Source organism: Nocardioides aestuarii, assembly GCF_039527245.1.
Classification (GTDB): domain Bacteria; phylum Actinomycetota; class Actinomycetes; order Propionibacteriales; family Nocardioidaceae; genus Nocardioides; species Nocardioides aestuarii.
This window is the reverse complement of record NZ_BAAAJT010000002.1, coordinates 2,250,938-2,274,157: the sequence shown is the minus strand read 5'-3', so window position 1 is coordinate 2,274,157 and position 23,220 is coordinate 2,250,938. Positions and strand designations below refer to the sequence as shown.

At 74.0% G+C, this 23,220-nt stretch carries 21 protein-coding genes; 5 read left to right on the top strand and 16 right to left on the bottom strand.

Annotation, left to right across the window (positions count from 1 at the left end; genetic code table 11):
- Positions 1–10 precede the first annotated feature (10 nt).
- Positions 11–973: a LysR family transcriptional regulator gene (locus tag ABD091_RS11505; protein WP_343918508.1), complete on the top strand. Its 963-nt coding sequence runs from the start codon at positions 11–13 to the stop codon at positions 971–973.
- Here ABD091_RS11505 and ABD091_RS11500 read toward each other — a convergent pair.
- From ABD091_RS11500 to ABD091_RS11465, 8 genes are all read right to left on the bottom strand, one after another.
- On the bottom strand, positions 928–2,490 hold the full coding sequence (locus ABD091_RS11500; RefSeq protein WP_343918506.1) for an alpha/beta hydrolase: 1,563 nt from the start codon (positions 2,488–2,490) through the stop codon (positions 928–930). The genes ABD091_RS11505 and ABD091_RS11500 overlap by 46 nt on opposite strands.
- Positions 2,487–3,644 carry a DNA polymerase III subunit delta' gene (locus ABD091_RS11495; protein WP_343918504.1) on the bottom strand — a complete coding sequence of 386 codons (1,158 nt, stop codon included), beginning with the start codon at positions 3,642–3,644 and terminating at the stop codon, positions 2,487–2,489. The genes ABD091_RS11500 and ABD091_RS11495 overlap by 4 nt, the downstream gene beginning before the upstream one ends.
- A complete protein-coding gene (gene tmk, locus ABD091_RS11490; protein ID WP_343918502.1) occupies positions 3,644–4,282 on the bottom strand; it encodes a dTMP kinase in 639 nt (212 codons plus the stop codon). The genes ABD091_RS11495 and tmk overlap by 1 nt, the downstream gene beginning before the upstream one ends.
- A 34-nt stretch (positions 4,283–4,316) precedes the next feature.
- Complete coding sequence (gene topA / locus ABD091_RS11485) at positions 4,317–7,028, bottom strand: type I DNA topoisomerase (protein ID WP_343918500.1); 2,712 nt, start codon at positions 7,026–7,028, stop codon at positions 4,317–4,319.
- 115 nt (positions 7,029–7,143) lie between these two features.
- Positions 7,144–8,616, bottom strand: a complete 1,473-nt coding sequence (locus ABD091_RS11480; RefSeq protein ID WP_343918498.1) for a DUF7059 domain-containing protein — start codon at positions 8,614–8,616, stop codon at positions 7,144–7,146.
- Positions 8,613–9,416 carry a metallophosphoesterase family protein gene (locus tag ABD091_RS11475; RefSeq protein ID WP_343918496.1) on the bottom strand — a complete coding sequence of 268 codons (804 nt, stop codon included), beginning with the start codon at positions 9,414–9,416 and terminating at the stop codon, positions 8,613–8,615. The genes ABD091_RS11480 and ABD091_RS11475 overlap by 4 nt, the downstream gene beginning before the upstream one ends.
- 77 nt (positions 9,417–9,493) lie before the next feature.
- Complete coding sequence (locus tag ABD091_RS11470) at positions 9,494–11,878, bottom strand: sodium-translocating pyrophosphatase (protein WP_343918494.1); 2,385 nt, start codon at positions 11,876–11,878, stop codon at positions 9,494–9,496.
- Between the two features lie 118 nt (positions 11,879–11,996).
- On the bottom strand, positions 11,997–12,335 hold the full coding sequence (locus ABD091_RS11465; RefSeq protein WP_343918492.1) for an anti-sigma factor antagonist: 339 nt from the start codon (positions 12,333–12,335) through the stop codon (positions 11,997–11,999).
- A 190-nt stretch (positions 12,336–12,525) separates the two neighbouring features.
- On the opposite strand from ABD091_RS11465, the gene ABD091_RS11460 reads away from it, so the two are divergent.
- Together ABD091_RS11460 and ABD091_RS11455 are read left to right on the top strand one after the other, a co-directional pair.
- Complete coding sequence (locus tag ABD091_RS11460) at positions 12,526–14,880, top strand: DEAD/DEAH box helicase (RefSeq protein ID WP_343918490.1); 2,355 nt, start codon at positions 12,526–12,528, stop codon at positions 14,878–14,880.
- A 33-nt stretch (positions 14,881–14,913) separates the two neighbouring features.
- Positions 14,914–15,594, top strand: a complete 681-nt coding sequence (locus tag ABD091_RS11455; protein WP_343918488.1) for a TIGR00266 family protein — start codon at positions 14,914–14,916, stop codon at positions 15,592–15,594.
- Here the strand turns inward: ABD091_RS11455 and ABD091_RS11450 are convergent.
- From ABD091_RS11450 to ssd, 7 genes are all read right to left on the bottom strand, one after another.
- Positions 15,591–15,947 carry an Rv3654c family TadE-like protein gene (locus ABD091_RS11450; protein WP_343918486.1) on the bottom strand — a complete coding sequence of 119 codons (357 nt, stop codon included), beginning with the start codon at positions 15,945–15,947 and terminating at the stop codon, positions 15,591–15,593. The two genes, ABD091_RS11455 and ABD091_RS11450, sit on opposite strands and share 4 nt — an antisense overlap.
- Entirely contained in the window at positions 15,944–16,324 is a 381-nt protein-coding gene (locus ABD091_RS11445) for a TadE family type IV pilus minor pilin (protein ID WP_343918484.1), read from the bottom strand. The genes ABD091_RS11450 and ABD091_RS11445 overlap by 4 nt, the downstream gene beginning before the upstream one ends.
- The gene (locus ABD091_RS11440) at positions 16,321–16,503 is read right to left on the bottom strand and encodes a DUF4244 domain-containing protein (RefSeq protein ID WP_343918482.1); all 183 of its coding nucleotides are present in this window, start codon (positions 16,501–16,503) and stop codon (positions 16,321–16,323) included. The genes ABD091_RS11445 and ABD091_RS11440 overlap by 4 nt, the downstream gene beginning before the upstream one ends.
- A 140-nt stretch (positions 16,504–16,643) precedes the next feature.
- Positions 16,644–17,348, bottom strand: coding sequence for a type II secretion system F family protein (locus tag ABD091_RS11435; RefSeq protein WP_343918480.1), 705 nt, complete (start codon positions 17,346–17,348; stop codon positions 16,644–16,646).
- The gene (locus tag ABD091_RS11430; RefSeq protein ID WP_343918478.1) at positions 17,345–18,097 is read right to left on the bottom strand and encodes a type II secretion system F family protein; all 753 of its coding nucleotides are present in this window, start codon (positions 18,095–18,097) and stop codon (positions 17,345–17,347) included. The genes ABD091_RS11435 and ABD091_RS11430 overlap by 4 nt, the downstream gene beginning before the upstream one ends.
- Positions 18,094–19,251, bottom strand: coding sequence for a TadA family conjugal transfer-associated ATPase (locus tag ABD091_RS11425; protein WP_343918476.1), 1,158 nt, complete (start codon positions 19,249–19,251; stop codon positions 18,094–18,096). The genes ABD091_RS11430 and ABD091_RS11425 overlap by 4 nt, the downstream gene beginning before the upstream one ends.
- Positions 19,248–20,303, bottom strand: a complete 1,056-nt coding sequence (ssd, locus tag ABD091_RS11420) for a septum site-determining protein Ssd (RefSeq protein WP_343918474.1) — start codon at positions 20,301–20,303, stop codon at positions 19,248–19,250. Before ssd ends, ABD091_RS11425 begins: the two co-directional genes overlap by 4 nt.
- Positions 20,304–20,434: 131 nt before the next feature.
- On the opposite strand from ssd, the gene ABD091_RS11415 reads away from it, so the two are divergent.
- The gene (locus ABD091_RS11415; protein ID WP_343918472.1) at positions 20,435–21,232 is read left to right on the top strand and encodes an HAD family hydrolase; all 798 of its coding nucleotides are present in this window, start codon (positions 20,435–20,437) and stop codon (positions 21,230–21,232) included.
- A gap of 296 nt (positions 21,233–21,528) precedes the next feature.
- Here the strand turns inward: ABD091_RS11415 and ABD091_RS11410 are convergent, their stop codons facing one another.
- Positions 21,529–22,266 (bottom strand): Fic family protein, encoded by a 738-nt coding sequence (locus tag ABD091_RS11410; RefSeq protein WP_343918470.1) that lies wholly within the window; start codon positions 22,264–22,266, stop codon positions 21,529–21,531.
- 56 nt (positions 22,267–22,322) lie between these two features.
- Between ABD091_RS11410 and ABD091_RS11405 the strand changes: the two genes are divergently transcribed.
- A complete protein-coding gene (locus ABD091_RS11405; RefSeq protein ID WP_343918468.1) occupies positions 22,323–23,195 on the top strand; it encodes a class I SAM-dependent methyltransferase in 873 nt (290 codons plus the stop codon).
- Positions 23,196–23,220 lie beyond the last annotated feature (25 nt).

Genomic DNA, 23,220 nt, shown 5'->3' with positions numbered 1-23,220 from the left:
GGAGATTCCTATGTTCTCCCTCCACCAGCTCCGGTGCTTCATCGCCACCTACGAGCACGGCTCGCTCACCGCGGCCGCCGAGGAGCTCGGCTACGCCCAGCCCTCGGTCTCCGAGCAGATCCGGTCGCTGGAGAAGTCGTGCGGGGCCCAGCTGTTCCGGCGCGTGGGTCGCGGCGTCGTACCGACCACCGTGGCCGACTCCCTGCGACCCCACGCCGAGCGCACCTTGGCCGCGGCCGAGGAGGCGCGACGCGCGGTCCAGCGGGTGACGACCTTCGAGACCGGCACCATCCGGTTCGGCATGTTCGGCACCGCGCGGCTCTACGCCGGCGCCGGGCTGGTCGCGGACGTGCTCGCCCAGCACCCCGGCGTCCGGGTCGAGCTGATCGGCCAGAACTCCAACGAGGTGCAGGACGAGCTCCGTCGCGGCCGGCTCGAGGCCGCGATGATCGCGGTGCCGACCGTCACCAGCGAGGGCATGAGCGTGACCCCCGTGGCACGTGACGAGCTCGTCTACATCAGCGCCGACCACGACCGGCTCGCCAGCCCGGTGACCGCGCGACGACTCTCGCAGGCCTCGCTCGTGATGCCCGAGACGACCTGGCGCGCCGACGACTCGACCCGGATCATCCTCCGGCAGCTCCTCCACGAGACGGGCCGCAACCCGATGACCAGGATCGAGGTCGAGGACGTCGAGACCGCGGTGGAGCTGGTCGGGATGGGGCTCGCCGACTCGGTGATCCCCCGCGGCGCCGCCGAGCAGCTCCTCCCCCGCCTGGCCCCGACGGCCGGCCTGGTGCCCCTGCGACCCCGCCAGTTCGACACCCTCGCCATCGTCCACCGCGCGGGCGCCACCCTCTCCCCCGCGGCCCGGCTGATGATCGACCTCGCCACGAAGCGGATCCAGGCGATCGCCCAACCGGTGAATCAGCAGGCGAGCCCGTCCTCGGGAACCTCGCCGCGCACCAGGTAGGCCTCCACGGCCCGGTCGACACAGGGGTTGCCGGCGTTGTAGCCGGTGTGGCCGTCACCGTCGCGCTCGACGAGGACGCCCGAGTCGAGCTGGTCGGCCAGCGCGACCGACCACTCGAAGGGGGTCGCGGGGTCGCGCGTGGTGCCGACCACGACGATCGGCGCGGCACCCGCGCCGTCGATCTCGATCGGCGGCTCGGTCGAGCGGGCGACCTGACCACTGCACCCGACCAGGCCCCAGGCGAACACCTCGCCGAACGACGGGGACGCCTCGCGGAAGTCGGGCACCTGCGCCGCGACCTGGCCGGGCCGGATCGACCACGGGTCGTCGAGGCAGCTGATCGCCGGGAACGCCTCCGAGGAGTTGTCGGTGTAGCCGCCGCCCGGGCCGCGCGAGGCGTAGGCGTCGGCGAAGCTCAGCAGCAGGTCGCCGTTGCCGTTGAAGCCCGACTGCAGCCCGGCACTCAGGGCGTACCAGTTGGAGCGGTTGTAGAGCGGCGTGATCAGGCCGTAGAAGGCCAGCCCGACCGTCAGGTCGCGACCCGAGGACGTCGGCAGCGGCTGCTGGTCGACCTCCTCGAGGAACCGGGTGATCCGGTCGAGGCCACCCTCGACGGAGTCGCCGAGGAAGCAGTCGTCGACCTCCTCGACGCAGTTCTGGACGTAGGCGCGCAGCGCGGTCTCGAAGCCGCGGGCCTGTTCGAGGCTGACCTCGCGCGAGGGCAGCGAGACGTCGACACCCCCGTCGAGCACGAGCCGGCCCACCCGCCGGGGGAACAGCTCGGCGTAGGTCGCCCCCAGCTTGGTGCCGTAGGAGGCACCGAAGTAGTCGAGGCGCCGCTGGCCGAGCGCGGCGCGCAGCACGTCCATGTCGCGCGCGGCCTCGATCGTCGAGACGTGGGCGGCGAGCATCGCGTCGTCGCGCACGCACCCGCGGCCGAGCTGGCGGTAGCCGCCCACGAGGTCGGCCCGCTCGGCCGCGGTGTCCGGCACCGGGTCGGCGGCGAGGTAGGCATCGAGCTCGGCGTCGGAGAGGCAGTCGACCGGGGCGCTGCGCCCCGTCCCGCGCGGGTCGAAGCCGACCACGTCGTAGTGGGCGAGGAGCGGGTCGCGGAACACGTCGGCGGCACGGGCGGCGTACTGCGTGCCGGGGGCACCGGGGCCCCCGGGGTTGACGACCAGCGAGGCGCGCCGCTCCCCGCGGGCCGGCACCCGCAGCAGGGCGAGCTCGATCGTCCGGCCCCGCGGCTGGGCGTAGTCGAGCGGCACCTCGAGCCGGGCGCACTGGGCGTCGCCGCACGCCTGCCAGCTCAGGCCCTGCTCGTAGAAGCGGGCCAGCGCCCGCCGCGGCGGCTGGTCGGACCCGGACTCGACCGGGGGCGGTGGACCCACCTCGGCCGGGCCACCGGCCGAGCCGCTGTCGTCAGGCAGGGCCTGGAGCAGGAGGTAGCCGGCACCGGCGAGCACCAGCGCCGCCACCAGCACCAGGGCGACGACCCTCCGCGCTCCCGCACTCACCGCCGCGCCCCGTCGGGCAGCTTGAGCGCGACCATCATCGACTCCAGGGCCAGGGCCACCGGCACGTTGAACTCCAGCATCTGTTCGCGGGCCTCGAAGATCCAGCCGATCCGGCGCAGGTTGAGCTCGGCGCTCGAGCCGTCGGCCAGCTTCGTCACCTCGTGACGGCGTCCCTCGTTGACCAGGTCACCCGGGGCACCCGCCGCCACCGCGATCGCGTCGCGGTAGACCGACGCCAGGTCCATCAGCGCCCGGTCGACCACGTCGAGGTGGCGCCGCTTGGCGCGGGTCTTCTGGTTCCTCTCGAGCGCCGCGAGCGCCGGGGCGTACTCGCGGGGCCGACGGCCCCGCTCGACGACCCCGTGGGCCTCGGCGAGGTCCTGCCGCTCCCGGGCGTCGAGAGCACTGGTGATCGCGTCGGCCTCGGCCTTGCTCGTCTCGGCCAGCGCCGTCGCCGCCGCGAGGCACGCCCCCAACGAGGTGAGGGCGGTCGGCACCGCCACGACCTGCTCGCGGCGCTCGCGCACGTCCTCGTCGCGGGCGAGCGCGCGGGCGCGGCCGATGTGGCCCTGGCTCGCACGCGCGGCATAGGCGGCGAGCTCGGCCGGCACCCCGTCGGAGCGGACGAGGAAGTCGGCGACGTCGCGCGCGGTGGGGGTGGTGAGGCTGACCAGCCGGGTCCGTGAGCGGATCGTCGGCAGCACGTCCTCGACCGTCGGCGCGCAGAGCATCCACACCATCCGCCCGGTCGGCTCCTCGATCGCCTTGAGCAAGGCGTTGCAGGCCTGCTCGGTGAGCCGGTCGGCGTCCTCCACGACCATGATCTGCCACCGCCGGCCGACCGGCGCGAGGGCGGCCCGCCGCACCAGGTCGCGGACCTCGTCGACCCCGATCGAGAGCTTCTCGGTCCGGACCACCGTGACGTCGGCGTGGGAGCCCTTCAGCGTCGTGTGGCACCCCTTGCACACCCCGCACCCCGGGACCTCGGCGTCGCACTGGAGGGCCGCGGCGAAGGCGGTCGCGGCGTTCGAGCGGCCCGATCCCGGCGGGCCGGTGAACAGCCACGCGTGGGTCATGCCGTGGCCGTCGGCCGCGCGGCGGAGCGCGTCGATCGCCCGGTGTTGCCCGACCAGGTCGTCCCACACCGAGCCCATCAGCCTGCCTGCCCCAGCAGCGGCTCGACCCGCGCGCGGATCGCCGCCGTCACCTCGTCGACCGGGAGGCGGGCGTCGAGGACGAGGTAGTGGGCGGGGTCGTCGTCCGCGAGGTCGAGCAGCACCTGGCGCACCCGCGCGTGGTAGTCGAGGTCGCGCTGCTCGATCCGGTCACGCTCGGTGAACCGGCCCAGCCCCTGCCGCGGCTCGAGGTCGAGCAGCACCGTCAGGTGGGGGCGCAGGTCGTCGGTCGACCAGCGCAGCATCGCCTCGAGGCCGGCGCGGTCGAGGCCGCCGGAGCCTTGGTAGGCGAGGGAGGAGTCGACGTAGCGGTCGGTCACCACGACCTCACCGCGCTCGAGGGCAGGCCTCACGACGGTGTCGACGTGCTCGGCCTTGTCGGCGGCGTAGAGCAGCGCCTCGGTGCGGGCCGACAGGTCGCCGGTCGCGGGATCGAGGACGATCCGCCGCAGCTCGCGGCCCACCGCGGTGTCGCCCGGCTCGAACGTGAGCCGCACGGTGTGACCGACCTCGGTCAGCCAGCCGGCCAGCGCCTTCGCCTGGGTGGACTTGCCGGCGCCCTCGCCGCCCTCGAGGCAGACGAAGACCCCGGTGTCGGTGTGGTGTCCAGCAGTCACGGGATCACCCTACGGGCGAGGGCCGACGGTCCCGTCAGGCCTTCTTCGCCGCAGCCTTCTTGGCGGTCTTCTTCGCCGTCGACTTCGTGGCGGTCTTCTTCGCCGTCGACTTCTTCGCCGTCTTCTTCGCGCCCTTCTTGGCCGTCTTCTTCGCCGGGCCCTTGGCGCGACGCTCGGCGAGCAGCTCGGCCGCGCGCTCGAGGTTGATCGACTCGACCGAGTCACCCTGGCGGAGGGTGGCGTTGTACTCGCCGTCGGTCACGTACTCACCGAAGCGGCCCGACTTCACCACGACCGGCTGGCCGGAGACCGGGTCGTTGCCGAGCTCCTTGAGCGGCGCGGTCGCCGCCCCGCGACCCCGCTGCTTGGGCTGGGCGTAGATCTTCAGCGCGTCCTCGAGCGTGATCGTGAGCAGCTGCTCCTCCGACTCGATCGAGCGGGAGTCGGTGCCCTTCTTGAGGTAGGGACCGTAGCGGCCGTTCTGGGCCGTGATCTCCTCGTCCGACTCCGGGTCGGTCCCGACCACGCGCGGCAGCGACAACAGCTTGACCGCGTCGTCGAGGGTGATCGTGTCGAGGCTCATCGACTTGAAGAGCGAGCCCGTCCGCGGCCTGTCCTTCTTCGGCGCGTCCTCGGGCAGCTGCTCGGTGACGAAGGGGCCGTAGCGGCCGTTCTTCGCGACCACCCGCAGCCCGGTCTCGGGGTGCTCGCCCAGCTCGATCTCCTCGCCGGCCGGGTTGGCGAACAGCTCGCGCGCCTTCGCCGCGGTCAGCTCGTCGGGCGGCAGGTCGTCGGGGACGTTGGCCCGCTTGCCGGCGTAGGCGCTGTCCTCGGTGCCCTCGAGGTAGGGGCCGTAGCGGCCGACGCGCAGGTTGACGCCGTCCTCGGCCGGGCCGATCGGGAACGTGGCGAGCTCGCGGGCGTCGATGTCGCCGAGCTCGTTGACGAGCGTCTTGAGACCCTCGACGTCGCCGGAGCCGTAGTAGAACTCCCCCAGCTCGCTGTTGCGGTCGCGGCGACCGCCGGCGATGTCGTCGAGCACGTCCTCCATCCGGGCCGTGAACTCGTAGGAGATCTGCCGGGGGAAGTGCTCGGTCAGCAGCCGGGTCACCGAGAAGGCGAGCCAGGCCGGCACCAGCGCGGTGCCCTTCTTGTAGACGTAGCCGCGGTTGAGGATGGTGCCGATGATCGAGGCGTACGTCGAGGGCCGGCCGATCTGCCGCTCCTCGAGCTCCTTGATCAGCGTCGCCTCGGTGTAGCGGGAGGGCGGCTTGGTCTCGTGGCCGTCGGCGGTGACCGACGCCGCGCTGACGGCGTCGCCCTGCTCGACCGCGGGCAGCCGGGTCTCGGCGTCGTCCTTCTGCTTGCCCTCGTCGGTGCCCTCGACGTAGGCCTTGAGGAAGCCGTGGAAGGTGATGACCCGGCCGCTGGCGGAGAAGACGACGTCCTCACCGGAGGCGGCGGCGCCGCCGAGCCGGATCGTGACCGACTGGCCGACGGCGTCCTTCATCTGGGAGGCGACGGTCCGCATCCAGATCAGCTCGTAGAGCCGGAACTGCTCCCCGGTCAGGCCGGTCTGCGCCGGGGTACGGAAGGACTCGCCCGCGGGGCGGATCGCCTCGTGGGCCTCCTGGGCGTTCTTGACCTTGCTCGCGTAGACCCGCGGGCTGTCCGGCAGGTAGTCGGCGCCGTAGAGCTCTCGCACCTGCGACCGCGCGGCGTTGACCGCGTCTCCCGACAGCGTCGTCGAGTCGGTACGCATGTAGGTGATGTAGCCGTTCTCGTAGAGCCGCTGGGCGACCGACATCGTCACCGAGGAGCTCATGCCGAGCTTGCGCGAGGCCTCCTGCTGCAGCGTCGTGGTCCGGAACGGCGCGTAGGGCGAGCGCCGGTAGGGCTTGGACTCCACCGAGCGGACGTCGAAGGTCGTGTCCTGGAGGCCACTCGCCAGCGACTCGGCCCTCGAGCGGTCGAGGTGGACGACGCCGGCCTTGCGCGCCTTCTCGGTCAGCTCTCCGTCGTCGCCGAACTCGGCGCCGCGGGCGACGCGGTGGTCGTCGACGCTGTGGAGCCGCGCCGGGAACATCCGCTGGTCGTGCTTGCTGCCGGCGTCGAAGGTGCCTTCGAGGTCCCAGTAGGACGCGGCACGGAACGCCATCCGCTCCTTCTCACGGTCGACGACCAGCCGGGTCGCCACCGACTGCACGCGGCCGGCCGACAGGCCGGACATGACCTTCTTCCACAGGACCGGGCTGACCTCGTAGCCGTAGAGGCGGTCGAGGATCCGGCGGGTCTCCTGGGCCTCGACGAGGTCCATCGCCAGCTCGCGGGGACTCTCGGCGGCCGCGAGGATCGCGGGCTTGGTGATCTCGTGGAAGACCATCCGCTTCACCGGGATGTTCTTCGGCTTCAGCTCGTCGAGCAGGTGCCAGGCGATGGCCTCGCCCTCGCGGTCCTCGTCGGTGGCGAGGAAGAGCTCGTCGGCGTCCTTGAGCAGCTTCTTGAGCTTGGCGATGTGCTGCTTCTTGTCGCGCGGCACCACGTAGTAGGGCTCGAAGCCGTGGTCGACGTCGACCGCCAGCCGGGCCCACGGCTCGTCCTTGATCTTCGCCGGGGTGTCGGCGGCGCTGTTCGGGAGGTCGCGGATGTGACCGATGGAGGACTCGACGACGTAGCCCGAGCCGAGGTACTCCGCGATCTTGCGGGCCTTGGCGGGCGACTCGACGATGACCAGCTTGTGGGGCACGGGTGCGACTCTCTCCTGGAGGTGCGGGGGGATGGGCGTGGGGTCAGGGGCTGTACGGCGGATCACGGTAGCGCGAGATGTCAATCCCCCAGTGGGTCGCCGGCCACCCAGAATGTCACCCGCGGGTCAGGAAGCCCTCCTCGACGAGCTCGGCCACGACCGGGAGGTAGGTGGCGCGCACCTGGTCGGCCGGCCGGTCGAGCAGGTGCGCGAGGGCGTCGAGGACCTGGCCGACGGAGAGGTCGCCGTCGCAGGCCCCGACGAGCGCGGCCTCGACCGTGTCGGCCCGGCGGGCGCGCATCAGACCGCGCTGCTGGCGCAGCACCACGGCCTCGGGGTCCTCCGCGCCCGGGGCGCCGACGGTCTCCTGCTGGACGTCCGGGCGGCGCAGCAGCCGCTCGTCCGGGTCGACCGGGAGCCCGACCGCCGATCCCCACGCGGCGATCGCCGGCGCCACCGGCTGCTCGACCGCGTGCGGCCACTCGAGGAAGCGGTGGGTGCCGCCGGGGCCTGCCGGCCGGAGCCGGGCGTTGAGCCAGCCGAACCCGACGCCCTCGATCCGCTGCTCGTCGAACCACGCGAGCCACGCGTCGTACCGCTGGACGTAGTCGGCGCCGCCGTGGCGCCCGGAGTCCTTGAGCCACAGCTCGACGTAGGACGGCGGGTCGAGGACCTCCCGCTGCACGACCAGCGCGTCGCAGTCGTCGCGCAGCCAGCCGCCGAGCCGCTCGTCCCACGGTTGGTCGCGGTGGATCGCCCAGTTGGCGAGCACCTGGAGCCAGCCGCCGGGTGCGAGGTGGTCGGGCGCGTCGCGGACGATCCGCTCGACGACGGTGTCCCCGGGGAGCCCGCTGTCGCGGTAGGTCAGCCGGTCACCGCCCGGCGGGCTGATGACGAACGGTGGGTTGGTCGCGACCAGGTCGAACGTCTCGCCGACGACGGGCTCGAGCAGCGAGCCGTGGCGGACGTCGAGGTTGTCGGCCCCGTTGAGGACGGCGTTCGCCCGGGCGAGCCAGAGCGCCCGGTCGTTGACGTCCGTCGCCACGACGGTCCTGCTGTGCGCGGCGAGGTGGAGCGCCTGGACCCCGCAGCCAGTGCCGAGGTCGAGCGCCCGGTCCACGTCGTGGCGCAGCGTCAGCTGGGCGAGCGAGGTCGAGGCCGGGCTGATGCCGAGCACGTGATCGGCATCGACGCTCGTCGGCCGGCCGTCGAGTCCCGGGGTGAGGTCGCTCATCACCCACAGGTCGTGGTCGTCGTCGGCGTAGGGCCGGCAGTCGACGAGCGCCCGCACCTCGGCGTCGTCGGCGACCAGCACGCCGCCGGCCGCGAGGTCGGGGACCAGGCCGGGGAGGGCGGCCTCCACCGCGGACCGGGGAACGGCGACCTGGAGCAGGAACAGCCGGACGAGCGTCTCCAGGGGCGACCCGCCGGCCGTACGGCGCCGGGCGGGGACGGTCTCGTTGCGGGCGAGCGCGTCGTGGGCCTCGCGCCCCAGCAGCCCGGCGACCGCGTCGTAGCCGTAACCGGCCGCGAGCAGCCCCTCGCGCAGCGGGACGGCCCACGTGGTGTCCTCGGTGCGCCCGCTCATGCCCCGACCTCCGGGGTCCGCTCGTGGTAGCCCGTCTCGCGCTCACCGCGCCGCCACTCCTCCAGCCCGCCGCGGTAGAGGCCGTGGCGCAGCTCGAGCTCGTAGCCGTCGTACTGCGGCAGCCCCATCTCGCGGGCGACCGCGAGCTCCGCCTCGACGTCGTAGGGCACGCGCACGTAGGCGATCGACCACGGCGCCGGCTCCTGGCTGTCGACCTCGCCCTCGAGGATGCAGTACATCGGGGTCGGGTCACCCATGCAGTTGCCGACGGAGCCGGTGTTGAAGGACGTGCGGCCCTCGAGCTGGCACTCGTAGAAAGGGTCGTGGGTGTCGCCGTAGCCGACGAGGTCGGGCTCCGGCCCGTCGCCGGTCGCGGCGGTGTTGGTGAAGAGCGCCTCGAACTCGGCCTGGGTCCGGACGTAGCGGACGCGGCGGTGGACGGTCTCCTCGCTGGCGTGGAAGAGCCGGACCCTGCGCCCGCTCAGCCAGAAGTCGTGGTTGAAGGGGAGCGAGCGCAGCCACTCGCCCTGCCCGGGCCCGAGCTGGTCGAGCCACCAGCGCAACGCCTCGTTGTCGAAGGTACGGTCCGGGTCGGGGAGGAAGTCGTCCCAGTTGCCGAGCAGGTTGACCTCGCAGCGCTCGCGGCACAGGTCGACGACCTCGCGCCCGCGCGGACCCTTGCCGACGTAGTCGCCGAGGTTGAGCACCCGGTCGATGCCCCGGGCGTCGATGTCGGCCAGCACCGCCTCGAGCGCGGTGAGGTTGCCGTGGACGTCGGACACCAGGGCCAGCCGCTGCATGCGGCGATCCTCGCACCCGCCCGGAACGGCGACGACCCCGCCCGGCGTCGGCCGGACGGGGTCGTCGGTGGTGCGGGCTAGAGCTGCCGCGTCGTGTCCGCGTCGTCGTGGGACGCGGACTCCGGCTCGTTCGCCGACGGGGCCGGCGGCGGGGTCGGCTCGGCCGGGGTGCCCGGCTCGTCCTCGCCGATCACGGCCGAGCGCCGCTTGGAGATGATGACCGCCGCGGCGATGCCGGCAGCCGCCAGCAGCGCGATGACGATCGACATCGGCCGGTTGGCGTCCTCGCCGAGGGTCAGGCTGACGACGGCACCGACGATCAGCAGCGACACCAGGTTCATCACCTTGATCAGCGGGTTGATCGCCGGACCGGCGGTGTCCTTGAAGGGGTCGCCGACGGTGTCACCGATGATCGTGGCCTCGTGGGCCGGCGAGCCCTTGCCGCCGTGGTGGCCGTCCTCGACCAGCTTCTTGGCGTTGTCCCACGCTCCACCGGCGTTCGCGAGGAACACGGCCATCAGGGTCCCGGCGCCGATGGCACCGGCGAGGAAGCCGGCCAGGGCGCCGATGCCCAGGCCGAAGCCGACCGCGATCGGGGCGAGGATCGCCAGGATGCCGGGGGTCGCGAGCTCGCGCAGCGAGTCCTTCGTGACGATGTCGACGACCTTGCCGTACTCGGGACGACCGGTGCCCTCCATGATCCCGGGGATCTCGCGGAACTGGCGGCGCACCTCCATCACGACCGCACCGGCCGCACGGCCCACGGCGTTGATCGCCAGGCCGGAGAAGAGGAACACCACCGAGACGCCGATCAGGATGCCGACGAGGATGTCCGGGTTGAAGACGTTGAAGGAGATCACGTCGTCCTCGGCCAGGGTGATCTCGCGCAGCGAGTCGAGCGCCGTGCCGATGTAGGAGCCGAACAGCGCGGAGGCGGCCAGCACGGCCGTCGCGATCGCGATGCCCTTGGTGATCGCCTTGGTCGTGTTGCCGACCGCGTCGAGCTCCGTGAGGATCTGCGCGCCCTCGGGGCTGACGTCGCCGGACATCTCGGCGATGCCCTGGGCGTTGTCGGAGACCGGGCCGAAGGTGTCCATCGCGACGATGACGCCGACGGTGGTCAGCAGGCCGCAACCCGCCAGGGCGACCGCGAACAACGCGACCGACAGCGACCCGGCACCGAGCAGGAAGGCCCCGAACACGGCGGCGCTGATGACCAGCGTCGTGTAGACCGCCGACTCGAAGCCGACCGAGAGGCCGGACAGGATCACGGTCGCCGGACCGGTGATCGAGGTGCGACCGACGTCCTTGACCGGGCGGTGGTCGGTGCCGGTGTAGTAGCCGGTCAGGGCGAGGATCGCGGCCGCGAGCGCGACGCCGATGACGACGGCCAGCGCGGCGATCATGGCCGGGCTGCCGTTGGGGGCGATGCCCGCGATCTGGTCGAGCGCGCTCCGCTCGGCGCCCTCGAGGTCGGCGAAGTCGGTCGGCAGATAGATGAAGGCGAGCGCGAACGAGGCCACGGCACCGACTGCGGCGGAGATGTAGAAGGCCCGGTTGATCGTGGTCAGGCCGTTCTCCCCGGCCCGCGGCTTGGTGAGGTAGACGCCGGCGACCGCGGACAGCGCGCCGATGGCCGGCACGAGGAGCGGGAAGACCAGGCCGGCGTCGCCGAAGGCGATCGACCCCAGGATCAGGGCCGCGACCAGGGTCACGGCGTAGGACTCGAAGAGGTCGGCCGCCATGCCGGCGCAGTCGCCCACGTTGTCGCCGACGTTGTCGGCGATCGTGGCCGCGTTGCGTGGGTCGTCCTCGGGGATGTTGTTCTCGACCTTGCCGACCAGGTCGGCACCGACGTCGGCGGCCTTGGTGAAGATGCCACCACCGACGCGCATGAACATCGCGAGCAGCGCGGCACCGAAGCCGAAGCCCTCGAGGACCTCCGGCGCCTGGTCCTGGAACGCCATCACCACGACACTGGCGCCCAGCAGGCCCAGGCCGACGGTGGCCATGCCGACGAAGGCGCCGGTGCGGAAGCCGATGTTCATCGCGGGGTCGCGGCCCTGCTCGTTGGCGGCCGCAGCCACCCGCAGGTTGGCGCGCACGGCGAGGCTCATGCCGAGGTAGCCGATGGCGGCGGAGAAGCTGGCCCCCACGAGGAAGAACACCGACCGGAAGACCCGGACGACCCAGTCCTCGGCGGGCAGCGCCAGCAGCAGCACGAACGCGATCGCGGCGAAGATCGCCAGCGTCCGGAACTGCCGCTGCAGGTAGGCGTTGGCGCCCTCCTGCACCGCCTGGGCGATGTTCTTCATGTTGTCGGTGCCTTCACCGGCGGCCAACACTTCCTGGCGGAACTTGTACGCCATCCCGAGCGCGCCGAGCGCGATCAGGAAGACGACCCCCACCAGTCCGAGATTGGCCCCGGAGACCTCCACGACAGCGGGAGCGATCCCGGTCATCTAGTTCCTCCTGAGTGACTCACGTCTCACGAACGTCGGGGAGTCTACGCACGGGTAAGGGCCAGTAGGCAGGCAGGTGTGAGGCGGACCACATCGTGTCCGCCTGGTTTTCTCGCTCTCAGCCGGCGGCGAGCGCCTGGTCGGCCGTGTCGTGGATGACGAACACCTTGGCCAGTCCGGTGATCCGGAAGATCTTCAGGAGCCTGTCCTGGTTGCAGACGAGCTGGAGCGAGCCGTCGTGGGCGCGCACCTTCTTCAGGCCGCCGACGAGCACGCCGAGGCCGGTGGAGTCGAGGAACTCGACGTCCTGCATGTCGATCACGAGGTGGTAGGAGCCACCGGCGACGAGCTCGGTGATCTTGTCGCGCAGCTTGGGCGCGGTGTAGACGTCGATCTCGCCGCCGACGGCGACCACGGTCTTGCCGCCCGCCTCGCGCGTCGTCAGTGAAAGGTCCACAAGATCTCCCCAGGGCCGCCCACCGAGATCACCCGAACGGTCCCGGCCGGCGGTCCATCGCTCCGTCTGCCGGACCTATCAAAGCACGCCGTCGGGCGCCGTGGGGCGGAAGGCGGCGTTCTCCACCGGGCGAGTCCGACTCCCGTCCCGCGCCCGTGTCACCGCGGTTTGCGAGACTGCGGTGGTGAGCGTGTCCGAGCCTCTCCCGGAGTCGCCGGCCCCGTCGTGGGCGACGGCGCTGCTCGAGCGGCTCACCACCGACCGCGGTGGGGAGGACAGGCTGACCCACCTCGAGGAGCTCCCGGCGCGTGCCGCCCGCCACGCCGACTGGCCGGGGTGGGTGCCGCTCGACGTCCGGGAGGCCTACGCGGCCCGGGGCGTCCTCCGGCCCTGGGCCCACCAGGTCGCCGTGGCCGACGCCGCCTGGGCCGGCGAGCACGTCGTGGTCTCGACCGGCACCGCGTCCGGCAAGTCGCTCGCCTTCCAGCTCCCGGCCCTGACGGCGGCCTCGGTCTCCCGCGGGCTGCGGGGCGAGCGAGGCGCTGCCGTCCTCTACCTCGCCCCGACCAAGGCCCTGGCCCACGACCAGTGGGCGTCGCTGCGCTCGCTCGACCTCGACGTCCGGATCTCCACCCACGACGGCGACAGCTCCCGCGAGGAGCGCGACTGGACCCGCGACCACGCCGAGTACGTCCTCACCAACCCCGACATGCTCCACCGGTCCCTGCTGCCCGGCCACGAGCACTGGTCCCGCTTCTTCTCCCGCCTGCGGTTCGTGGTCGTCGACGAGGCACACCACTACCGCGGCGTGTTCGGCGCCCACGTCGCCCAGGTGCTCCGCCGGCTCCGCCGGGTCTGCGCCCGCTACGGCGCCGAGCCGACCTTCGTGCTGGCCTCGGCGACCATGTCCGACCCCGAGGTCACGGCCTCCCGCCTGACCGGGCTCCCGGTCCGGGCGGTCACCGACGACGCCTCCCCGCGCGGCCGGGTGTCGCTGGCGCTGTGGGAGCCGCCCTTCGCGTCCTGGCTGGGGGAGAACGGAGCCCCCGTACGCCGCCCCGCCGGTGCCGAGGCCGCCGACCTGCTCACCGACCTGGTGGTGGCCGACGTGCGGACGCTGGCCTTCGTGCGGTCGCGCCGCGGGGTCGAGCAGCTGGCCCGCACCACCGGCGACCTGCTGGCCGAGGTCGATCCGTCGCTGCCCAGCAAGGTCGCCTCCTACCGGGGCGGCTACCTCCCCGAGGAGCGGCGCGAGCTCGAGGGTCAGCTCCGCCGCGGCGAGCTGGTCGGGCTGGCCGCGACCAACGCCCTCGAGCTCGGCATCGACATCAGCGGGCTCGACGCCGTGATCATGGTCGGCTTCCCCGGCACCCGCGCGGCGCTGTGGCAGCAGCTCGGCCGGGCCGGCCGCGGAGCCGGCGACGCCCTGGGGGTGCTCGTCGCACGCGACGACCCGCTCGACACCTACCTCGTCCACCACCCCGAGTCCCTCGTCGGCCGACCCGTCGAGGCGAGCGTCTTCGACCCCGACAACCCCCACGTGCTCGGGCCCCACCTGTGCGCGGCGGCCCAGGAGCTTCCGCTGACCGAGGCCGACCTGCCGATGTTCGGGCCCGCCAGCCGCGGGGTCGCCGACGCCCTCACCGCTGCCGGCCTGCTGCGCCGACGCCCGCGCGGGTGGTTCTGGACCGACCGGCGCCCGGCCTCCGAGCTCGCCGACATCCGGTCCGGCGGTGGCCCGCAGGTGCAGCTGCTCGAGGCCGCCACGGGACGGGTGGTCGGCACCGTCGACGGCGGCCGCGCCCACGGCGAGGTCCACACCGGTGCGGTCTACCTCCATCGCGGCGAGACGTGGGTGGTGCGCGAGCTCGACCTCGACGACCACGTCGCCATCCTGGAGGCCCACGACCCCGGATACTCGACGTCGGCCCGCGAGACGACGGAGATCTCGGTCGTCCAGGAGCGTGAGCACGTCGACTGGGGCAGCTGCCGGCTCTCGCTGGGCGAGGTCGAGGTGACCCACCAGGTCGTCGCCTACCTCAAGCGCCGCCACCCCGGTGGCGAGGTGATCGGCGAGGTGCCCCTCGACCTGCCCGAGCGCACCCTCCACACCACCGCGGTCTGGTGGACCGTGCCCGACGCGGTCCTCGACGGGACGGGGCTCGCCCCTGACGAGCTCCCGGGAGCAGCCCACGCCGCCGAGCACTGCTCGATCGGGCTGCTGCCCCTCGTGGCGACCTGCGACCGCTGGGACATCGGCGGGGTCTCGACGGCCCGCCACCACGACACCGGCGTGCTCACCGTCTTCGTCTACGACGGCCACCCGGGCGGCGCCGGCTTCTCCGAGCGCGGCTTCCGCGCGGCCCGGTCGTGGCTGCGCGCCACGCGCGACACGATCGCCGACTGCGGCTGCCCGGAGGGCTGCCCGTCGTGCGTGCAGTCACCCAAGTGCGGCAACCAGAACAACCCGCTCGACAAGGCCGGGGCGATCCGGCTGCTCGACGCCCTGCTCGAGCACGCACCACCCGACCGCGTCACCTGCTAGCGCCCCCGGCGACCGCTGGCTACGGTCGAGGCCATGGACGCTGCCATCTCCTCCGGACCTGCTTTCGCCATGGGGGTCGTAACGCTGCCCGCCGGGGGCGGGGTGAGGGTCGAGGCCGGCGCCATGGTGATGATGCGCGGCGACGTCTCGATCGAGACCTCCACGCGCGGCGGCTTCCTCAAGGGGCTCAAGCGCAGCCTCGGCGGGGAGAGCTTCTTCGTCAACGACTTCCACGCCGGCAGTGGCGGGCAGGTCGGTGTCGCGGCCACGCTTCCCGGCGACATGGTCATGGTCGGGGTCGACGCCGCCCGGCCGCTGATGGTGCAGTCCGGGTCGTGGATCGCCTCGGACCCGAGCGTCGAGGTCGACTCGAAGTGGGGCGGGTCGAAGTCGTTCTTCAGCGGCGAGGGGTTGCTGCTGCTGCGCTGCAGCGGCCAGGGCGACCTGCTCGTGTCGTCCTACGGCGCCATCGTCGAGACCACGCTGGGTGACGGCGAGGCGCTGACCCTCGACACCGGCCACGTCGTCGCCTTCGAGGAGTCGGTGCGCTACTCGGTGAGGAAGGCCGGCAGCTGGAAGTCGACCCTGCTCGGCGGCGAGGGACTGGTGACGGACTTCGTCGGGCCCGGCCGGGTGTGGATGCAGACGCGCTCGAGCAGCGACCTGATCGACTGGATCCGCCGCGTGAACCCCCAGCAGAGCAGCAGCTCCTAGCCGTCGGGGGCGACGGCCGACGGACCCGCGCGGGCACGACCGACCAGGTCGCCGTGCTGGCCCAGCCACCGCGGACCGACCACCTCGACCGCCACCGCCACGTCGGACCCGGCGACCGCGCAGGTGACGAGCCGCGCCGCGTTGGCCACCGCGAGCGACGTGGCGACGGCGCACGCGTCCTCACCGCGCTGGAGCGCGGCGGCGCCGCCGAGGGCGGCCAGGTCGGCGGCTGCGGCCGCCCGGCGGTGGTCGGCCACCATCGCGGCGACCACACCGAGCGCGCATCCCACGAGGAGCAGCACCGCCGCGAACGACACGACCAGCAGGCTGGCCGCGCCGCGCTCGCGGGTCACGGTGGACCCTCGGACGCGGCCACCGCCTCGTGGCTGAGCGAGGCGCCCGGCAGGGCGTCGAGCAGCCCACCCGGCCCGTCGAGCCGACGGGTGACCAGCACCCGCACCTCGGGTCCGGTGCTGACCACCGTGACCGTGGCCCGCTCCCCCGCGACCTCCTCCGCCCGGGCGACCACGACCGCCTGGTCGTCACCACGCGCCAGCGACCGGGCGGCCTCGCGGGCCGCGTCGACGACCCGCACCTGGCCAGCGCCCACGGCCAGCAGCCACACCAGCGCGACGACCACCGCGAGCAGCAGCGGGATGCCGAGGGCGAGCTCGGCGGTGACCGCCCCGCGCTGGTCCGGTCGTTCGGGCCGGCGTGGCCGCCGGCTCATCCGATGCCCAGCAGCCCGAGCACGTGGTCGAAGAGGCTGCGCAGCAGCTGGTCGCCGAAGCCCCCGCTGAGCAGCGTGTAGAGCAGGCCGGCGAGGCCGGCGCCCGCGGCGGTGCCGACGGCGTACTCGGCGGTGGTGATGCCGCGCTCCTGACCGGTCCGACGGATCTGGTGCTTCATCTGGTCTCCCCCAGGTCGTGGGCCACCCGGTGCGGCCCGCAGAGGAGACCCTTCCCGGTCGTCGACCACGCCGCCACGCCCTGCGGCCGGGCTGGGGAGGACCACGCCGGACGGACCCGCTGTGGACGGCAGAGGGACCCTCACCACGACAGGTCGGCCACCAGCGAGGCCACCAGCGGCACGATCCCGAGGAGCAGGAACGCCGGCAGCAGGCAGAGCCCGAGCGGGACGGCGGCCCGGACCCCGACCGCGCGGGCACGCTGCTCGACCTCGGCCCGCCCGGCACGCGCGAGGTCGTCGGCGAGCCGCTCCACGACGGCGGCGACGGGCGCGCCTGAGCGCTCGGCCCGCGCGAGCGCCCGACCGAGGGGCGCGAGCTCGGCGTCGTGCGCGACCTCGGTCCACACGCGCTCGGGGTCGACACCGAGGCCGAGCCGGTCTGCGGCACGGGCGAGCCGGTCGGCCGCAGGCCCGGGCAGGGCCCGCGCTGCGACGCGCACGGCCGGGCCCGTGGCCGACCCGGCCCGCAGCGCGAGCGAGACCAGCAGCACCAGCGCCGGCAGGTCCCGTCGCACCGCCTCCCGCTCGCGCCGCTGCTCGGGCGGCTCGGCGCGCGCGAGCACCAGGTGGACGCCGGTCCCGGCCACGACACCGGCCAGCAGGCCGGGGATGCCGCCGAGGAAGGACCATGCCCCGAGTCCGGCCAGCGCCGGCCAGAGCAGGCGCGCTCGGGCCCGGCCCCGGGCCGGGGGCGCGGCGACGGCGGCCGTGGGCGGCGCCGGCCGCGGAGGCCGCAGGAGCAGGAGGGCTGCCCCGAGCGCGACGGCGACCAGTCCCGCCGTCACCGGTGGACCCCGGCGGCGATCCGCTCGATCCAGGTCAGGCCGACCAGCCCGAGGAGCAACCCCCCGACGAGGCAGGCCCATCCCAGGGGCTCGGAGGTCACGAAGGCCCAGGCCCCGCCGCCGGTGGTGGAGGAGACCAGGAGCGCGAAGGCCGGCAACGCGGCCACCAGCCGTGCGGTGGCGCGGGCCGAGGCCAGCTCGCCCTCGACGACACGCTCGGTCGACCGGTCGTCGCGCAGTCCCTCCCCCACGCTGGTGAGCGCCTCGGCCAGTCCGCCGCCGGCGCGGTGGGCCACCTCCCAGGCGGCAGCGACCACCCGCAACCGCTCGGCGCCGGGTTCCGTCGCGAGCCCGCGCAGGACCACGGGCACCTCGCCACCCAGGACGGCGGTCGACGCCGCGGCGTCCAGCGGTCCCCAGGCCTCGGCTGCGTGGTGGAGCGCCGTCGCGGGCGGTGCACCGGCGGACACCTCGGCGGCCACGAGCTCCACGGCCTCGAGCACGGCGGCCGCGGTGACGGCCGCCCGGCGGCGGGACGAGCGCAGCGACCAGAGCCGCCGGCCGCCGGCCACCACCACGACGACCGCCACGACCAACGCCGGCGGCACCACGAGCAGGAGCACGGGCGCGGCCAGCCAGACGACTCCGACCGGGGGCGAGCCGCGCGGCGGTCGCTCCGGTCGGAGGGGCAGCGCCCACCAGCACGCGGCGGCGACCGCCACCGACACCACGAGGAGCGGCGGACTCACCCCAGCCTTCCCGCCAGGAGTCGCGCTCCGGGGCCACGCCGGGCGGCACCGTCGTCGTCGAAGTGCACCGCCGCCAGCACCTCCACCCGGCCGTCGGCGCCGCGGTGGGGCACCGCGACCTCCCGGAGCAGCCGACGCGGACCGCGCCGCTCGAGGTGGACGACGAGGTCGAGCGCCGACCCCAGCTGGGCGTGGGTCGCCTCGCGCCCCAGCCCTGCGGCGAGCGCGAGCGCCTCGATCCGGGCCGGGACGTCGGCCGCCGAGTTGGCGTGGAGGGTGCCGCAGCCGCCGTCGTGGCCGGTGTTGAGGGCAGCGAGGAGGTCGACCACCGACCCGTCGCGCACCTCACCGACGACGAGCCGGTCGGGCCGCATCCGCAGCGCCTGGCGGACGAGGGTGCGGACGGTGACCTCGCCGACCCCCTCGAGGTTGGGCGGCCGTGCCTCGAGGCCGACGACGTGGGGGTGGTCGGGCCGCAGCTCGGAGGCGTCCTCGACGAGCACCAGCCGCTCGCGCGGGTCCACGAGGGAGAGCAGGGAGGCCAGCAGCGTCGTCTTCCCGACGCCGGTCCCTCCGGTGACGAGGAACGCGAGCCGGGCGTCGACGACCTCGCGGAGCAGGTCGGCCCCCTCGTCGGTGACCGAGCCCGCGGCCCGCAGGTCGTCGAGGGAGAGCACGCGTTGGCTCGGCACCCGCAGCGAGATCGACGTGCCGGGTCGGGCCACCGGTCCCAGCACGGCGTGGCATCGGGTGCCGTCGGCGAGGCGGACGTCGACGTGGGGCGTCGCGTCGTCCAGTCGGCGACCGGCACTGGCGGCCAGCCGCTGGGCCAGCCGGCGCACGGCGTCGTCGTCGGGGAAACGGACGCCGGCCGGCTCGAGGCCCTGCCCCCGGTCGAGGTGGACCTGGTCGGGCCCGTTGACGAGGACGTCGGTGACCCCCGGGGTCCGCAGCAGCGGCTCGAGGGGCCCGGCCCCGACGACGTCGCGGCGCAGCTGGTCGTGGACGGCGAGCACGGTCGCGTCGCCGACCGGACGTCCCGCCGCACGCAGCGCCGTCGCCACCCGGTGGGGGGTGAGGGAACCGGGGTCGCGGGCGAGCCGGTCACGGACCAGCTCGACCAGCGGGACGAGCCGGTCGGGCTGGTCGCTCACGCGGCGCCCGCTCCCGCGACCGGGGCGAGCAGGCCGCGCGCGGTGCGCGCCAGCGGGGTCCGGCGGGAGCGCAGGGGCCCCAGGCCCAGCTCCATCGACTCCAGGAGGCCGCGCTGGTCGTTCATCCGCGACCACACCGGCAGCTCGGCGACGCGGGCGACGTCGCGCTCGTCGAGGCCCGACCCGCGGAGCACCAGCCCGACCCGGCCGTCGGGGAGGCCGGCGGCGACCCGGGCGGCGGCGGCCAGGCCCGCCACGGTCGGCCGGGCGACCACGGCCACCCGGTCGCACCGCGCCACCACCTCCTCGGCGATCGCGTCACGCCACCGGGGCAGGTCGACGACGACCACGTCGTGGCCACGCTGGGCGGCGGAGAGCACCTCCCGGACTGCGAACGGCTGCAGCACGCCGCGGCGGCCGGCGTACCAGGTGAGGACGCCGAGCCCGTCGCGGCGGGGCAGGCTCTCCCGCAGCGCCGCGGCGCCGAGCCGACCCGTGGTCTGGCACAGCTCGTCCCACCGGACCCCGGGACGGTCCTCCATCCCGAGCACCCGGTCGAGGCCCGGCCCGAGCGGGTCGAGGTCGACCAGCGCGGCGGGGCCGACGTGGCCGGCGACCTGGCCCATCGCCGCGGCCAGGACGCTCGCGCCGGCCCCGCCCGAGCCGGCCACGACACCGACGGTCACGGCCCGCCGCCGCCGGCCGTCGCCGAGGTCGGTCAGCTGCTCGATCACCCACTCCCCGGACTGGGGCAGCTCCGCGACGTTCTCGGCACCGAGCGCCAGCGCGGTCCGCATCGCCTCGTCCGGGAAGCCGCCCCAGGAGACGACGTGGACGCCGTCGCGGCGCGGCGGTCGCAGCTCGGCGAGGGCGGCCGCGACGTCGTCGCCCACCAGGACCAGGGGCGCGGACGCCCAGCCGCTGAGCCCGGCCACAGGGTCCGGGGCGACCTCGGGGGTGACGCCGGCGGCCGCGCCGAGCCGCAGCAGCTCGTCGAGCAGCCGTTCGTCGGCGGTGACGACCAGCGGGGTGCCAGGTGGGTTCGCTTCCATGGCGTCGACCCTCGCCGCGGCCGACGGGCGGCGCGGCCCCGCGCAGCCGGGGTTGTGGAGGACGACGCGGCGGCCCCCGATGTGGATGCTTCCGGGCCCGCGAGCCTTGCCACCCACCTACAGTGAACAGCGTGACCCGCCCGACCGCGGCCTTCTTCGACCTCGACAAGACGATCATCGCCAAGTCGAGCACGCTGGCCTTCAGCAAGCCGTTCCAGGCGGGCGGCCTGATCTCGCGTCGCGCGGTGCTGCGCTCGGCCTACGCCCAGTTCGTCTACCTCGTCGGTGGCGCCGACCACGACCAGATGGAGAAGATGCGGGCGTTCATGTCCCAGCTGTGCGCCGGCTGGGACGTCGCGACCGTGCGCGAGATCGTCGCCGACACCCTCCACAACGTCGTCGACCCGCTGGTCTACGACGAGGCGGTCGGCCTGATCGAGGAGCACCGGCTCGCCGGTCGCGACATCGTCATCGTCTCCACCTCCGGCACCGAGGTCGTGGGCCCCATCGGCGAGATGCTCGGCGCCGACCGCGTCGTGGCCACCCGGATGGAGATCGAGGACGGCCGCTACACCGGCGAGATCGCCTACTACGCCTATGCCGAGGAGAAGGCCCGGGCGATCGAGGAGCTCGCGTCCGAGCTCGGCTACGACCTCGAGAGCAGCTATGCCTACAGCGACTCGGTGACCGACGTGCCCATGCTCGAGGCCGTCGGCCACGCCCACGCGGTCAACCCCGACAAGGAGCTGCGCAGGGTCGCGGCGTCCCGGGGCTGGCCGGTCCTGGTCTTCACCAAGCCCGTGGCGCTGCGCAGCCGGGTCCCGCTGCCACCACCCCGGCCGACCCTGGCGGCGCTCGCCGTCGGCGGCGCGCTGGCGCTCGGCGGCCTGGTCTGGAGCAACGCCAGGCGCCGTCGTACGGCCTCCTGAGTGGCACTGGTCCCCGGCGTGGCGGTCGACTTCCGGACAGCTGCACGGGAGTTGGGAAGCAGGTGACCACTGGCCCTTGAAGTGTCGCCGCGGACGTGCCGTAATGGACTCACCAACTCCACAGAGTCCGCACGTGAGCCAGGTACCCACGCGGCGATCCACCCTTCCTACAGGGCGCTTGTCACCGGGATCTGCCCGGGGCAACAACAAAGAGATGCACGCCTGGTAGCCAGGCATCACGTGTCAGCGGCGGCACCCGAGTCCTCGACACGGGTGCCGCTCGCACGTGCGGCCCCTCAGGGGCTGACGACGGGACTCGCCTCGGTGCCGGCAGCGAAGGCCTCGGCGGAGTAGAGCAGCCACTGGTGCACCGCGTTGGCGGCGTCGTCCTTGAGCGCGGCCGAGGTCCGCTCGTAGCCGGGTCGCAGCGCGAGGTGACCGGCCTCCGGCACCACCAGGGACTTCTCGTCGACGCCGCGCGCGACGAGCACGAGCCGCTCGGTGGCGCGGGCGACGACGCCGTTGTGGGAGGCGAAGGGAGCGGCGGCCAGCAGCTGGCCGTGGACGACGGCGGCCACCAGCAGCGCGGGGGCGTCGGAGGCCAGCATGTCCGCGACCACACGCAGCCGCTGCGCCGCCTCGGCATCGCGGGGCCGCCCGAGCCGGTCGGCGTCGACCGACCCCGCACCGGCCAGCGTGTGGAGCCGGGCGAGGGCCTGCAGCGGACTGCGGCGCAGCACCGGCGCCAGGCCCAGCAGCTCGGTCGACACCCGGACGGCCGCAGCCGCGACCTCGTCGCCACCGCCGGCCCGCACCACGCCGAGGTCGGAGGTGGAGCCCTCGAGCGCGGCGCTGGCGTGGGCGCCGCGCAGGAGCGACTCGGCAGTCTGCTCCGGCGACGTACGCCGCAGCCCGCGGTCGCGCAGGACCGCGTCGATGCCGTCGCGCGCCGAGGCGAGGGCCGACGGCACCCCCTCCAGCGCGTGGAGGCGGGCCAGGGTCTCGGCGGTGCTCGTGCTGCTGGGGTCGCTCATGGTGGCCCCAAGGCTAGTCAGCGCCGGCGGTGTGGCCGACAGGTAGCCTGCCCCCGATGGACGACGACCTCAGCCGCCTCTCCCGCAGCTTCGGCCCCGTGGCCGCGGCCTACGACCGCGGGCGGCCCGGGTTCCCCGCCGAGGCCGCGCGCTGGCTGGTCGGCCGGGAAGCCGCCACCGTGCTCGAGCTGGGTGCCGGCACCGGCAAGCTGACGCGCGAGCTGGTCGCCCTCGGCCACGACGTCCACGCCACCGACCCCGACGCCGACATGCTCGGCGTGCTGCAGAAGGCGCTGCCCGACGTCCGGACCTCGGTCGCGGGCGCGGAGGAGATCCCCCTGGCCGACCGCTCGGTCGACGTCGTGGTCGCCGCCCAGGCCTTCCACTGGTTCGACCACGAGAAGGCGCTGCCGGAGATCGCCCGGGTGCTGCGCCCCGGCGGCCACGTCGCGGTCTGCTGGAACAACCGCGACGCGCGCATCCCGTGGGTGCGCAAGCTGTGGAACATCCTCACCGACCAGCCGCAGCTGGCGCACGCGGAGGACGCATCGGTCGACGCGCTCGTCCAGTCGGACCTCTTCGGCTTCGTCGACGAGCAGTCCTTCGCCCACTGGCAGCACGTCGACCGTGACTCGATCATCGACCTCGTCGGCTCCCGCAGCTATGTGTCCACCCTCGAGGTCGACGAGCGCGAGGCCCTGCTCGACCGGGTGCGCACCCTCTACGACGACTACGGCCGCGGCATGGACGGCATGAAGCTGCCCTACGACTGCGAGTGCTACCGCGCCCGCGTCAACGACCGGCCGGACGCTCGCCCCGAGCCCGCGCGCGACGAGCCGTCGGTCGAGGAGCCCGGGGACGCGGCCCAGGCCGGGCCGACGGAGCCGCCGACCGACGGCAGCGGCACGCTCCTGATCGACTTCCGCTGACGGCGACGCGCAGGTCGACCCGCCG

What these genes read in the sequence shown, in the direction of transcription:
- ABD091_RS11505 (WP_343918508.1), top strand. Translation starts at nt 11, where the DNA reads ATGTTCTCCCTCCACCAGCTCCGGTGCTTCATCGCCACCTACGAGCAC.
- ABD091_RS11445 (WP_343918484.1), bottom strand. Translation starts at nt 16,324, where the DNA reads ATGAGCCGGCGGCCACGCCGGCCCGAACGACCGGACCAGCGCGGGGCG.
- ABD091_RS11440 (WP_343918482.1), bottom strand. Translation starts at nt 16,503, where the DNA reads ATGAAGCACCAGATCCGTCGGACCGGTCAGGAGCGCGGCATCACCACC.
- ABD091_RS11495 (WP_343918504.1), bottom strand. Translation starts at nt 3,644, where the DNA reads ATGGGCTCGGTGTGGGACGACCTGGTCGGGCAACACCGGGCGATCGAC.
- ABD091_RS11475 (WP_343918496.1), bottom strand. Translation starts at nt 9,416, where the DNA reads ATGCAGCGGCTGGCCCTGGTGTCCGACGTCCACGGCAACCTCACCGCG.
- ABD091_RS11410 (WP_343918470.1), bottom strand. Translation starts at nt 22,266, where the DNA reads ATGAGCGACCCCAGCAGCACGAGCACCGCCGAGACCCTGGCCCGCCTC.
- ABD091_RS11470 (WP_343918494.1), bottom strand. Translation starts at nt 11,878, where the DNA reads ATGACCGGGATCGCTCCCGCTGTCGTGGAGGTCTCCGGGGCCAATCTC.
- ABD091_RS11405 (WP_343918468.1), top strand. Translation starts at nt 22,323, where the DNA reads ATGGACGACGACCTCAGCCGCCTCTCCCGCAGCTTCGGCCCCGTGGCC.
- ABD091_RS11455 (WP_343918488.1), top strand. Translation starts at nt 14,914, where the DNA reads ATGGACGCTGCCATCTCCTCCGGACCTGCTTTCGCCATGGGGGTCGTA.
- ABD091_RS11480 (WP_343918498.1), bottom strand. Translation starts at nt 8,616, where the DNA reads ATGAGCGGGCGCACCGAGGACACCACGTGGGCCGTCCCGCTGCGCGAG.
- ssd (WP_343918474.1), bottom strand. Translation starts at nt 20,303, where the DNA reads ATGGAAGCGAACCCACCTGGCACCCCGCTGGTCGTCACCGCCGACGAA.